Genomic DNA, 13,446 nt, shown 5'->3' on the forward strand with positions numbered 1-13,446 from the left:
GTTCCATTAAACACATTATATCTAAGGCCTAGTATACTAAATAGTATAGAAATTTCGGAGAATTATTGACATGTCACGAGTATGCCAAGTTACAGGCAAAAAACCATTAGTAGGGAACAATCGTTCACATGCGATGAATGCTACTAAGCGTCGTTTTCTGCCAAACCTTCAAACTCATCGTTTTTGGGTTGAGAGTGAAAAACGTTTTGTAAAGTTACGCGTATCAGCTAAAGGTATGCGCACTATCGATAAGAAGGGTATTGAAGCAGTATTAGCTGAAATTCGTGCCCGTGGTGAATCATACTAAGAAACTATATAAAGGAAAATTATCATGGCTAAAGGTGTACGTGAAAAAATCAGATTAGTTTCTTCAGCTGGTACAGGTCATTTTTATACTACTAGCAAAAATAAAAGAACTATGCCTGAAAAAATGGAGATCAAAAAATATGATCCCGTTGTTCGTCAGCATGTTGTTTATAAAGAAGCTAAAATTAAATAATTTGCATTAAATTCTAAAAACCTAGCTTGTGCTAGGTTTTTTATTACTTGAAAATTGACACTTTAAAAAGTAACGCATACTTGAATGAAGTTGTATCCCTTTCCGTATTTATTATAATAATTCTATTAAAAATACTTTTAATTATCTTTATTTATTCCTCAACTATCATAATTAGTTAACCAAATTTTTGTGGCTATATAGTAAAATAGCTCATATGTAAAAAGAATTAATAATGATAATTTAGGAGTATATGTGAGTAATACAATAAAAAAACCAATCGTTCTTGTTATTCTTGATGGATACGGTTATCGCGAAGATCAACAAGATAATGCTATTGCATTAGCAAATAAACCCAATATGGATAACTTAATAAAAACATGTCCTAATACTTTAATCGATGCCTCTAGTATGGAAGTTGGGTTACCTTTTGGTCAGATGGGTAATTCTGAAGTAGGACATACTAATATTGGTGCAGGTCGTATTGTCTATCAAGACTTAACAAGAGTCTCAAAAGATATCATGGAGGGTGAGTTTGCCAAAAATTTGGTGCTTACTCAAGCTATTGATGACACGATAGCTCAAGGGAAAGCGGTACATATTATGGGTTTACTTTCCGAGGGCGGTGTACATAGCCATGAAGAACATATCATGGCTATGGTAGAGCTGGCAGCAACACGAGGAGCTGAAAAGATCTATTTACATGCCTTTTTAGATGGACGAGATACTCCACCAAGAAGTGCAGAACGTAGCCTTCAAGTGTTTGAAGATAAATTCAAAGCACTTGGAAAAGGTCGTATTGCATCTTTAATAGGGCGTTATTATGCGATGGATAGAGATAATCGTTGGGATCGAGTTGAGCAAGCTTATAATTTATTAACTGAGGCGGATGGCGCTTTCACATATGCAACGGCAGTAGAAGGGTTACAAGCAGCATATGCACGAGATGAGAATGATGAGTTTGTTAAACCAACAGTCATTTGCGAACAGGGCGAAGCTCCAGCTAAAATGGAAGATGGTGATAGTTTAATCTTTATGAATTTCCGTGCTGATCGTGCCCGTGAAATCTCTCGTGCTTTTATCAATAAAGATTTTGATGGTTTCCAACGCCATCGAGTTATTAATTTTTCCCATTTTGTTTCTTTAACAGAATATGCAACCGATATTAAATCTGAGGTAGCTTATGCTCCTGAAGAACTAACAAATACTTTAGGGGAATGGTTAGCTAAAAACAACAAAACACAATTACGTATTTCTGAAACTGAAAAATATGCCCATGTCACATTCTTTTTTAACGGTGGTGTAGAGCAACCTTTTGAAAATGAAGACCGTATATTGATCAATTCACCACAAGTTGCAACTTATGACCTTCAACCTGAAATGAGTTCGGCTGAATTAACAGATAAATTAACCGCGGCAATTGAAAGTCAAAAATATGATGTAATTATTTGTAATTATCCAAATGGAGATATGGTAGGACATACTGGCATATTTGAAGCGGCAGTGAAAGCTGTTGAAGCGTTAGATGAGTGTATTGGTCGAGTAGTTGAATCTGTTAATAAGGTGTCCGGTCAATTACTTATTACAGCAGATCATGGAAATGCTGAGAAAATGCGTGATGAAGAGACTGGACAGGCGCATACTGCACATACTAATTTACCTGTACCATTGATTTACGTTGGTTCGAAAAAAGTTAAAGCTATTTCTGGTGGTAAATTATCAGATTTAGCACCTTCAATATTAACGTTAATTGATATGCCAATTCCAGATGAAATGACTGGTAAACCGCTTTTTATCGACCAATAATTGAAATGACATATTTCATGTAATCATGTTATGATATTAATGTTTTTAAAATGGAAATGGGTCTGCTTGACCCATTTTATATTTTATAATAAAGAAATAATGTCATTTTATTATTCAACCTTAAATTGAAAATGTCTATGAGTTGTCAAGTATAGAATATAGACTTTCAATTAGATATATATAATGTATTATGGTGAGTATTTTTACGTTGAATTACAGTGATATTATTTGTTTTTAATTAGCAGATATTCGAAATGGTTCATGATGCAATATAATGTTTTATGCTTGTTAGTCATTATGTTTGGAAGCTTTTTTACTTCTAATATAAGCTATGCCGATAATAAACAGGATTTACAAAACATTCGCCAATCGATACAAGAACAAGAAAAAAAACTCGCACAACAAAGTAAACAACGAATTAAGCTAATATCCATCCTTGAAAAACAAGAAACTTCAATTGCTAATTTATTGGATTCATTAGAAAAAAGTGAAAAAGTTTTAGGGGCATTGGCTGATGAAATCACCAAACTTAATCTAGATATTGATAAATTAAAGCAAAAACAAGCTGAACAACAAGAAATATTAGCGAAACAGCTTGAGAATGCTTTTAAATTGGGAAAAACGAGCAATATGGAGCTAATTTTTTCGGCTAATGAAAGCCAGCGTAATGAACGAATTATTACCTATTATCGTTATATCAATCAAGAACGACAAGATCGGATAAATGAGCTTAAACAGATCCATGCTGAAATGGATCAGAAGAAAGCTTCATTGGAAGAAAAGCGCAAGCAACAAAAAAGCTTACAAGATAAACAGAAAGTTAAGCGTGATAATCTAATAGTTAATCAAAAAGAAAGACAAGAGACAATTGTTGAATTAGATAAGTCTATGCAACTAAATCAACAAAAATTAGATGTGCTTAAGGAAAATGAAATTAAACTACAAGCACAAATAGAAGAAGCCGAAGCTAATAATAAAAGAATAGCAGAAGCTGAAGCAAAACAAGCAGAGCAAATTCGAGCTAGACAACAAAATTATAATTATAATCCAACAAAAGATGAAAAATCCTTAATGGCACGTGTTAGTGGTATTGGCAAACCGACTAATACCTTTAGTTGGCCGGTGTCGGGAACTGTATTACATCGTTTTGGTGAACCTCTTCAAGGTGAACTTAAATGGAAAGGATTAGTGATCAAGGCTAAGGAAGGTAGTAAAGTTAGAGCAATAGCAGGTGGACGAGTAATTTTAGCAAGTTGGTTGCAAGGTTATGGTTTTATAGTTGCTTTAGAGCATGGTAAAGGCGATATGACTTTATATGGATATAATCAAAGAGTATTAGTTAATGTTGGCGATAAGATTGAAGCCGGACAACAAATTGCGCTGGTTGGTACAAGCGGTGGGCAAGGAGTCGCAGCATTATATTTTGAAATTCGTCGAGATGGTAGGGCACTTGATCCCAGTGTATGGCTAAAGAAATAAAATGATTAAAATACCTTTCTTAATTTCCTATTTTTTTACAATTTGCTGCTTTTTATTGCAATTTTTTCCAAACACTGTACAAGCTGGAAAATTAGCAATTGTTATTGATGACTTTGGCTATCGAAAAAATATTGAAGAACAATTCATTTTGTTATCAACCAATATTACAGTTTCTATTCTTCCCAATTCACCTCATGCTGAAAAAATGGCGTTATATGCTCACCAGCATGGCAACGATATTATGATACATTTGCCTATGGCGCCAATAAGTAAACAATATCTTGAAAAAGATACTTTAACGCCAGATATGAGTTTACAAGAAATACAACGTATTATTTCTGAAGCTGTTTTAAAGGTTCCTTATGCAATTGGTCTTAATAATCATATGGGTAGTAAGATGACAGCAAATGCTGAAGGTATGCGGAAAGTAATGGAGAGTTTAATAAATTACCCATTATTTTTTTTAGATAGTCGAACAATTGCGAAAAGCAAAGCTATGGCAATAGCTCAAGAATATAATATTCCAGCTGTTAAACGCGATATTTTTCTAGATGATTTACAAGATGAAAAATCCATTGCTATTCAGTTTAATCTAGCCATTGAATTAGCAAGAAAGCACGACCAAGCAATCGTAATTGGTCATCCCTATCATTCAACTTATAATGTCCTTAAACGTAAGTTATCACAACTACCAGATGATATTGAAGTCGTTAAACTAAGTTCATTATTAAAGAACTCCACAGATTGAATTTATATTAAAAATTGCCTTTTATTATAAGAAAGAATGTTAAATTTATTTTATATATTTAACATTCTTTTTTAACAGAGTATAATGTCTGCCACGATAACGTTCAGAAGTTATAAAATTACAGGATTAAAGGTAATAAGTATGATTTATTGTTCGGGATGTGGTAATGAAATGCACGAAACAGCTGTAGCTTGTCCTTCTTGTGGTGCTGTAAATAAAAGTAATGTAGTAAAAGGAAACAAAAGCAAAATTGTTGCGGGTGTTTTAGCTCTTTTCTTTGGCGGATTGGGGGTGCATAAGTTTTATTTAGGTCAAACAGGATTAGGCATTTTATATCTTTGTCTTTATTTTTTTGGTATATTCTTCCTCTTTATACCAACATTGATAATCGGTGTAATTGCCTTTGTTGAAGCAATTGTATATTTCTGTAGCTCAGATGAAAACTTCGATAATAAATATAATAGAATCAGATAGTTGATTTATAGGAAGTTGGGTGGATCTTATTAATATTGATCCACTAAATCATCTAAAAGCTCTTCAAATATTCCATTGTTAAACTATTCTCCAATTTATTTTTTTATATTTTTGTTATTATCAAACATTTCTAAAAAAGAATCCAGTTAAACTATAATCAATAAAAGTACTTATAAATTAATTTTTATGCAGTTTTTTTTCCAAACTTCTATGGCGGGTTTGTACTTGCTCTCCCTGTAGAATGAATAGTTCTGCTAGTTTCTCAGCAATAAAAACCGAACGATGTTGTCCTCCAGTACAACCAATAGAAATAGTAAGATAGCTTCGGTTATTCTTTTTTATATGTGGTAACCATTGTTGTAAATAAGTAGCTGTTTGTTGAATGAAATCGTTTACTTGTGTGTGCTTCGTTAAGTAATTTTGCACAGGTTGGTCAAGCCCAGTTAACTGACGTAAATTAAGCTCCCAATGTGGATTAGGTAAAAAACGAACATCAAAGACAAAATCTGATTCAATGGGTAGACCATATTTAAATCCGAATGATTCAAATATAATGGTAAGTTCCCGTTCTTTCTTTCCTAGTATTCTCTGACGTAATATGTCAGATAATTCATGGACAGATAAATTATCAGTATTAATAATTAAGTCAGCATTATCTTTTAGTGGCTCCAAATAGCTATCTTCTAATTCAATAGCTTGCTCAAGGGAACGACTAGGCAAAGATAATGGATGAGTTCTCCGCGTTTCACTGTAGCGTCGAATTAATGTGTTACGGCTACTTTCTAAAAATATAAAATGTGCAGTAATTGATGGTGGTAGTTGTTGCAATATTTCATCTAGTTGGTTAAAACTAGCTGGTATATTACGAATATCAATACTAACAGCAACAGGTGTATTGCTATTTTCGAGTGTTTTAGCGAGTTCGGGGAATAGGGTTATAGGAATATTATCAACACAATAAAATCCCATGTCTTCAAGTGCTCTTAATGCGATTGATTTGCCTGAACCTGAACGACCACTGACTATCATTAAAAGCATATTATAAAATCCTATATCAAGGTTAAGTTGTATTAAAGTGTAAGCATTTTAACCAACGAGTTAAGATTATAATAGTGAAACAACTTTATTCATTATCTATTATTGGCAAACAATAATTTTATGTAATTGAAGTACTTTTTTATAATCAGTTATTTAAGCTCTTTGCGTTGGTTTGATGGTGGAATCAATAATGATTCCCGATATTTTGCAACAGTACGTCTTGCTACTAACATCCCTTTTTCCTCAAGTAATGAAGCTATTTTACTATCGCTAAGGGGTTTTTTACTATCTTCGTTAATGATAAGTTTCTTAATTAATGCTTTAATTGCTATTGCTGAAGTTTCTTCACCGGATTCAGCATTCATCTTATTTGAAAAGAAATATTTCAATTCAAAAACACCACGAGGGCATTGGAGATATTTCTGAGTAGTAACACGAGAAATAGTTGATTCATGCATATTAATTGCTTGAGCAATATCAGCTAAAATCATCGGTTTCATATATTCTTCGCCTAATTCAAAGAAATTTTGCTGATGTTCAACGATGAACTGACTCACTTTCGTTAACGTATCATTACGATTTTCAATACTTCTTATCAGCCAATTAGCCTCTTGCAATGCTTGACGAATATATTGGCTATCACTCTCACTTGCTTTTTTCTCCATTGCTGCATAAGATTGATTAATTCTTAGGTTAGGAAGCGCATCATTATTAATGATAATTTGCCACTTTTTACCAACTTTTTTTACTAAAATATCCGGAATGACATAATCTGGCGGTTCAGTATTAATAGACTGACCAGGATAAGGCTGTAACTCTTGGATTAGTAAAATGGCATTTTTTAATTGTTCTTGCGTGATGTTTAGTTTTTTTATCAATGATTTATAGTCTTTTTGACCTAATAAATCAAGATGATGTGTAATAAGTGTTTTACATATTTGTAGATCATCATTGATAGGCATGAGTTGGTTAATTTGTAACAACATACACTCTTGTAAATTTCGCGCACCAACACCAACTGGATCAAAATGTTGTATTCGTTTAAGTACTGCTTCAACTTCGGCTAGTTCAATATCTGGATTATTCTGATCTTCGAGAATATCTTCTATTGTAGTAGTTAAATAACCACTTTCATCAATAGATTGAATAATGGAAATTGCAATAGCTCTATCTTGTTCGGTAAAAGGCGTTAAATTTAGCTGCCACATAAGATATTCATACAGAGTTTGATGAGTTTCACCTTGATATACTGGCAGTTCTTCGTTGTAGTAATCTGAATGTGTACCTGACGGGGTGCCAGCGGTATATATATCATCTAAAGAAGCATCTAGAGGGATGTCATCAGGAATATTTTTATTTTCCATCATTATGCTTGTATCAATTTGTTCTGATTCCGGTGATTGAACTACTGAAATCTCAGCATAATGATCGTCAACTTCAAGAAGAGGGTTATTTTCAAGTGCATTTTGTATTTCTTGGCAAAGTTCAACAGTCGATAATTGAAGAAGTCGAATTGCCTGCTGCAATTGTGGTGTCATAGTCAGCTGTTGTGATAATTTTAATTGCAGACTGTTTTTTATCATAATCTAAATTCTTCGCCCAGATAAACCCGCTTAACATGCTCATCATTTAAAATAGTATTTGGACTGCCTTCAGCAATTAGATGTCCTTTACTTACAATGTATGCGCGTTCACACACATCTAACGTTTCACGGACATTATGATCCGTAATTAATACACCTAAGCCCCGATTACGTAAATCACGGATGATATTTTTTATGTCAATAACTGATATTGGATCAACGCCAGCAAAAGGTTCATCTAATAAAATGAACTTAGGATCTGCAGCTAAAGCTCTTGCAATTTCAACACGGCGTCTTTCTCCGCCGGATAAAGATTGACCCATACTATCTTTTATGTGAGTAATATGAAACTCTTCAAGCAGTTGTTCAGCTTTTTCAATTCGTTCTTGTTTACTCAACGATTTACGTGTTTCAAGAATTGCCATAATGTTATCAAAAACTGATAAACGGAGAAAAATAGAGGCCTCTTGTGGCAGATAACCGATGCCGATTTGAGAACGTTCGTGTAATGGTAACAAACTTATATCTTTATCATCTAGATAAATGCTTCCTGAGTTTAGAGGAACAATTCCAACAACCATATAAAAGGTGGTTGTTTTCCCTGCCCCATTAGGTCCAAGAAGACCAACTATTTCGCCAGTATGAACGGTTAAACTGACATCTTCAACAACGCGACGTTGTTTATATACTTTAGCTAAATTTATTGCTCTCAAAACTGTCATTTATCGCTCAATCTCCCTTATTTGATTTGGGTGAATGGTTGTTTTAACACGATGACCTTCATTTGACTGAGCTTGAATTTTACGCTGCTCAACATTATAAGTTATTAAGTCACTGGTGATTCGATTATCTCTTTGTATTATTTCGGCGTTACCGTTCATTACGACATTATTATTTTTCACTTCATAAACCAATCTATCTGCTCGACCAGTGATAGTATAGTGTGTTCCATCTTTTTCAATGGTTTGTTCAAAAAAAACAGGTTTACCGTAAGCTGTGATGACTTGATTATTTTTGGATTGAATTTCTGTTATCACAACTTTATTGGCTTTAATTGATATTTTATCTTGAATAATGACAACATTTCCAGAAAAGGTCATGGTATTTTTTTGTATGTCAATTTGCTGATTATCTGCATCAATAGAAATTGGCATATTATTGAGGTTAGGTTCTGATAACGTTTGTGCAATAGATATACTTGGTAACATAACTATAATACAACTAACCACAATAGCTTTTAAATAGTTAAAATGTAATGGATTAAGTAGTTTCATCTCTAAAATACCTTAATTTGTTGTATTATTGTGAAGATTATTGGTCGCATTATAATAGGTTTTAACATTTTCTAATATATCTGCAGTTTTATTTCGTAAGTTACCCAGCAATTTATTACCTTTTGAAGTAAAGGTAGGACCTTCAATGGTTACAGGATCTTCGGAAGTAACAATTTGAGTTTTCAAATCAATTTTGACATTATCGGTAAAGATCTTTCTTAGTTGTGAATTTGGAAGTTGATTAACTAAAAGAACATTATCACTTAAATACAATATCTTATTACCAACTAATGTTGCATGATTAGCTTTTATATGCCAAGTGGCACTACTTTCACGATTATAGGAAATGATATCAGGAGCTTCAAATAAGGTATGTTCAGATTGCTCAAAATATTTTACTTTAGCTGCACTCATTTTATAATTTAGATTGCCAAGAGGATCATATATCATCGTGACCATTTTATCACTTTGATACAACGGTTGATTTGTCAAATCAATCGTAGGAATTAGAGTGTTTGTAGACTTATCATTTTGGTAAAAATACACACTAATAACCAAAGTTATTAGTAAAATATAGATTAAATTTTTTTTAGTCATCATGAACGTATTATTTACCTTTTTTAATTTTACCAATTAAGAGACAATTCATTTATCCATAATTAAAGTAAAAACATAATTTTAAATTAATTAGTTTATATAGATTTTATATTATCTATTTTACGTTACTTTTGATTAAATTAATACTTAACATTGAAAGAAGTATAATGCTCATGAAGCTGAATCTGTTTAACACTATAGTGTGTTATATTAGCTGAGGCTGGACCACCTTGTTTAATCCATTCAATTAACGCTTCAACTTGATTAATTTTGCCACAAGCTACAATTTCGACATCACCATTATCCAAATTTTTAACATAGCCAGATAAATTAAGACTTTTTGCCTTTTGGTAAGTAAAAAAGCGAAACCCTACGCCTTGAACTCTACCGACGATATGCATAACAATACAGCTATGTGTATTTGAATGTTGAATAGTTGGCATAATATTCCCTTTATAAATAAAAACAATTAATTATATGGCTGATGTAGTATCAGATACTGTTATTAATATGAATCGTCATATATACGCTTTTAGCGTTTTTAATTTAGATAATATTTTACTATATTGGCGTTAATTTAGTAATAAATGCAAATGAGAAATAGTACTGTACTCATTCTCATTCAGACTGTAAAATTGTGGGTTTTATGATATATATTTAACAATACTATTTTTTTACAAAATGCAAATTAACGACTAGTATTACTTATAGTTATAATTTAGTAAACAAAAGTAAAATAACTATTATGTCCGATCGTTTATTTGGAGTGGATATTTTTATGACGTTTCCAAAGAAAATAACAATAAAGTTTTTAGCCTTAATTGCTATTATACTTTTAGTTCTTTTTATTTTTGTTTCGGTTTTTTTTCCTTCGACACCAACGACCAGATATATTACAACTCAGGTGGCACGAGGTAATCTAGAAAAAACAGTGCTTGCCGATGGTAAAATCAGTGCATTCAAGTTAGTTAATGTAGGTGCTCAGGTTTCGGGACAAATAAAAAAATTGTATGTTAAGCTCGGTGATGAAGTTAAAGTCGGTCAAATGATTGCCGAAATTGACGATTTAAAACAAAAAAATGATTTGAAACAATCTGAAGCATCATTAACTAGTTTAGAAGCACAACGAAAGGCCAAGGAAGCTAATTTAAAAAATTATCAATTAACATATGATCGTCAATTAAAACTTGTAAAAAAAGGAGTTGGTGTTCAATCCGATTTGGATGCTGCCGAAGCCCAATTAGATGCAATTAAAGCGGATATTGCTTCTCTTGATGCTGATATTATTCGAGCTAGAATAGCTGTTGATACCGCACAAGTGAACTTAGGTTATACTAAAATTACTTCACCAATTGATGGCGTAGTCGTTGCCACACCAGTTGAAGAAGGACAAACTGTTAATTCAGTACAAAGTGCTCCTACAATCGTAAAAGTTGCACAGTTAGATAAAATGACTGTTGAAGCACAAATATCAGAGGCTGATGTTATTAATGTTACTACTGGAATGCCGATTTATTTTACTATCTTAGGTCTTCCTGAACAACGATTTGAAGGTTTAACATTAAGAGCTATTGAGCCAGCACCTACTTCTATTAATAATGAGACTACGAGCTCATCAAGTTCAACCAATTCAGCCATTTATTATAATGGTCTATTTGATGTTGATAATCCTAAACACATATTACGTATTTCAATGAGTGCTCAAGTTTATATCATCTTAGATCAAGCTAAAGATGTTTTATATATTCCGTCGAATGCTATTCAACGAAAGCTAAATAATAACTTAGCAATTGTTTTTGTATTAGATGATAATCAGAAACTTATTGAAAAAGAAATTCAGTATGGTTTAGATAACCATGTTAATGTTGAAGTGAAAGGCGGATTAAAAGAAAATGATACAATTGTCGTAAGCACTTTTGATGGTTCGACTATTAGTAATCAAAGAATGCCACGAGGCAAATTTTAATTTATGGAAAGTTTAGCATTGATTCAATTAGAGAATATTGTTAGAGAATTTCCAGCTGGCGATTCAACTATTCAAGTCTTAAAAGGAATAAATTTAAAAATTTCAGCCGGTGAAATGGTTGCTATTGTCGGTGCATCTGGTTCAGGGAAATCAACTTTGATGAATATTCTGGGGTGTCTGGATAAACCCACAAGTGGTATCTATAAAGTTGGCGATCGAATAACAGGCCAATTGTCAACGGATGAATTAGCTGAATTAAGACGTGAACATTTTGGCTTTATTTTTCAACGCTATCATTTACTCAATGCTTTAACTGCTCAAGGTAATGTTGAAGTACCAGCAATCTATGCAGGTGTAAATAAAGAAAAACGTCAGCAACGATCATTTGAAATCCTATCTCGTTTAGGTTTAGCAGACAAAATTAACAATAAGCCTAATCAATTATCTGGTGGACAACAACAACGTGTAAGCATTGGTCGAGCTCTGATTAATGGTGGCAATATTATACTAGCTGATGAGCCTACAGGTGCGCTTGATCAGAAAAGTGGTCATGAAGTAATGAGCATTCTACGGGAACTGCATCAGCAAGGTCATACAATTATAATTGTGACTCATGATGCGAAAATTGCGCAAAGTGCTCAAAGGATTATTGAAATTAGTGATGGTAGTATTATCTCAGATACTCAAAACCTCAACTTTCCTGATAATGAATTAAATAAACATCAAGTCAAACTAATAGAAACTGTTAACGTTTCTGATAATTTCGCTGCGAAATACGCTCGTTTTAAAGATGCCTTTAAAATGGCAATCTTATCAATGCTATCCCATCGATTGAGAACTTTTCTAACAATGTTAGGTATCATCTTTGGTATTGCTGCGGTGGTATGCGCCGTCGCTTTAGGTGAAGGTTCAAAACAGCAACTCTTATCCGATCTTAGTTCAATGGGAACGAGCACTTTAGAAATTATACCCGGATCAGGTTTTGGTGATCGTAATGCAAGCAAAATTAATACATTACGATCTTCAGATGCTGATGTTTTAGCACAGCAAAGTTATATTCATAGTGCAACACCTAATGTTTCAACAAGTGTTTATTTCCGAAAAGCAAATCAAGCGCTTTCAGGCGTTGTTAATGGGGTGGGAGAACAATTCTTTGCAGTGCGAGGCTATGTCATCACTAGAGGCAAGGCTTTTGATAATAATCAGGTTAATCAATCATCACAAAGTGTGGTAATTGATGAAAATACGGTTAAACGCCTATTCCCAAATCAAAACCCGATTGGACAAGTATTCTACGTTGGGCAATTGCCTGTTACGGTTATTGGTGTAGCTGTTAGAAATAACCAGGGATTCGGTAGCAATGAAAATCTAAATGTATGGTTACCTTACACTACAGTCATTAATCGAATGATTGGGCAAACATCTTTAAAGAGTATTACAGTGCGTATTAAGGATGATGTTGATTTGTCTGTCGCTGAGCATGCTATTGAAAAAATTATGGTACAACGGCATGGTTCAAAGGATTTCTTTATCTTTAATTCTGATAGTGTACGTCAAATGATGGAATCTACTAAGGCCACAACATCCGCATTAATAGCAGCTATTGCCTTTATCTCATTAGTTGTTGGCGGAATTGGTGTAATGAATATTATGTTAGTTTCAGTGACAGAACGAACACGCGAAATAGGTGTTCGAATGGCTGTTGGGGCAAGGTCTAATGACATACTGCAGCAATTTTTAATTGAAGCTATTCTAGTTTGCTTAATTGGTGGATTATTGGGCATTACGTTATCTTTATTTATTGGTGTAATCTTCTCTTATTTTGTTAGTATATTCCCTATGGTATTTTCTTTAACTGCAATTATTGCTGCATTTTTATGTTCAAGTTTTGTTGGGATTGTTTTTGGTTATTTTCCGGCAAGAAGGGCGGCTAGACTTGATCCTATATATGCATTAGAAAGAGAGTAAAACGTGTATTAATTGAT

Annotated in this window: 14 protein-coding genes; 8 read left to right on the forward strand and 6 right to left on the reverse strand. The window is 33.1% G+C overall.

What is annotated here, in order from left to right:
* Window positions 1-70 precede the first annotated feature (70 nt).
* From rpmB to FPB0191_RS00955, 6 genes are all read left to right on the forward strand, one after another.
* A complete protein-coding gene (gene rpmB / locus FPB0191_RS00930) occupies window positions 71-307 on the forward strand; it encodes a 50S ribosomal protein L28 (protein ID WP_039103358.1) in 237 nt (78 codons plus the stop codon).
* Window positions 308-331: 24 nt separating this feature from the next.
* The gene (gene rpmG / locus FPB0191_RS00935; protein WP_034884348.1) at window positions 332-499 is read left to right on the forward strand and encodes a 50S ribosomal protein L33; all 168 of its coding nucleotides are present in this window, start codon (window positions 332-334) and stop codon (window positions 497-499) included.
* 264 nt (window positions 500-763) lie between these two features.
* Window positions 764-2,302 (forward strand): 2,3-bisphosphoglycerate-independent phosphoglycerate mutase, encoded by a 1,539-nt coding sequence (gpmM, locus tag FPB0191_RS00940; RefSeq protein WP_110021841.1) that lies wholly within the window; start codon window positions 764-766, stop codon window positions 2,300-2,302.
* A 261-nt stretch (window positions 2,303-2,563) separates the two neighbouring features.
* The gene (gene envC / locus FPB0191_RS00945; protein WP_082018199.1) at window positions 2,564-3,781 is read left to right on the forward strand and encodes a murein hydrolase activator EnvC; all 1,218 of its coding nucleotides are present in this window, start codon (window positions 2,564-2,566) and stop codon (window positions 3,779-3,781) included.
* A 1-nt stretch (window position 3,782) separates the two neighbouring features.
* Window positions 3,783-4,529: a divergent polysaccharide deacetylase family protein gene (locus FPB0191_RS00950; RefSeq protein WP_052236663.1), complete on the forward strand. Its 747-nt coding sequence runs from the start codon at window positions 3,783-3,785 to the stop codon at window positions 4,527-4,529.
* A 141-nt stretch (window positions 4,530-4,670) separates the two neighbouring features.
* The gene (locus FPB0191_RS00955; RefSeq protein WP_039103361.1) at window positions 4,671-5,003 is read left to right on the forward strand and encodes a TM2 domain-containing protein; all 333 of its coding nucleotides are present in this window, start codon (window positions 4,671-4,673) and stop codon (window positions 5,001-5,003) included.
* A gap of 177 nt (window positions 5,004-5,180) precedes the next feature.
* Here the strand turns inward: FPB0191_RS00955 and rapZ are convergent, their stop codons facing one another.
* The 6 genes from rapZ to yccX all read right to left on the reverse strand — a co-directional run bounded on the left by rapZ (window position 5,181) and on the right by yccX (window position 9,938).
* Window positions 5,181-6,041, reverse strand: coding sequence for an RNase adapter RapZ (gene rapZ / locus FPB0191_RS00960; RefSeq protein WP_039103363.1), 861 nt, complete (start codon window positions 6,039-6,041; stop codon window positions 5,181-5,183).
* Between the two features lie 149 nt (window positions 6,042-6,190).
* Window positions 6,191-7,621 (reverse strand): RNA polymerase factor sigma-54, encoded by a 1,431-nt coding sequence (locus FPB0191_RS00965; RefSeq protein WP_039106394.1) that lies wholly within the window; start codon window positions 7,619-7,621, stop codon window positions 6,191-6,193.
* A complete protein-coding gene (lptB, locus tag FPB0191_RS00970; RefSeq protein WP_039103365.1) occupies window positions 7,621-8,346 on the reverse strand; it encodes an LPS export ABC transporter ATP-binding protein in 726 nt (241 codons plus the stop codon). Before lptB ends, FPB0191_RS00965 begins: the two co-directional genes overlap by 1 nt.
* A complete protein-coding gene (gene lptA / locus FPB0191_RS00975; RefSeq protein ID WP_052236665.1) occupies window positions 8,347-8,898 on the reverse strand; it encodes a lipopolysaccharide transport periplasmic protein LptA in 552 nt (183 codons plus the stop codon).
* A gap of 12 nt (window positions 8,899-8,910) precedes the next feature.
* Window positions 8,911-9,498 carry an LPS export ABC transporter periplasmic protein LptC gene (gene lptC, locus FPB0191_RS00980; protein WP_052236666.1) on the reverse strand — a complete coding sequence of 196 codons (588 nt, stop codon included), beginning with the start codon at window positions 9,496-9,498 and terminating at the stop codon, window positions 8,911-8,913.
* A 137-nt stretch (window positions 9,499-9,635) separates the two neighbouring features.
* Complete coding sequence (gene yccX, locus FPB0191_RS00985) at window positions 9,636-9,938, reverse strand: acylphosphatase (RefSeq protein WP_039103367.1); 303 nt, start codon at window positions 9,936-9,938, stop codon at window positions 9,636-9,638.
* Window positions 9,939-10,273: 335 nt separating this feature from the next.
* Here yccX and FPB0191_RS00990 point away from each other — a divergent pair, with 335 nt between their 5' ends.
* Together FPB0191_RS00990 and FPB0191_RS00995 are read left to right on the forward strand one after the other, a co-directional pair.
* The gene (locus FPB0191_RS00990; RefSeq protein WP_052236667.1) at window positions 10,274-11,461 is read left to right on the forward strand and encodes an efflux RND transporter periplasmic adaptor subunit; all 1,188 of its coding nucleotides are present in this window, start codon (window positions 10,274-10,276) and stop codon (window positions 11,459-11,461) included.
* Between the two features lie 3 nt (window positions 11,462-11,464).
* Complete coding sequence (locus tag FPB0191_RS00995) at window positions 11,465-13,429, forward strand: MacB family efflux pump subunit (protein ID WP_039103369.1); 1,965 nt, start codon at window positions 11,465-11,467, stop codon at window positions 13,427-13,429.
* Window positions 13,430-13,446: the final 17 nt, after the last annotated feature.

It is taken from the genome of Frischella perrara (genome assembly GCF_000807275.1).
In the GTDB taxonomy this organism is placed as follows: domain Bacteria; phylum Pseudomonadota; class Gammaproteobacteria; order Enterobacterales; family Orbaceae; genus Frischella; species Frischella perrara.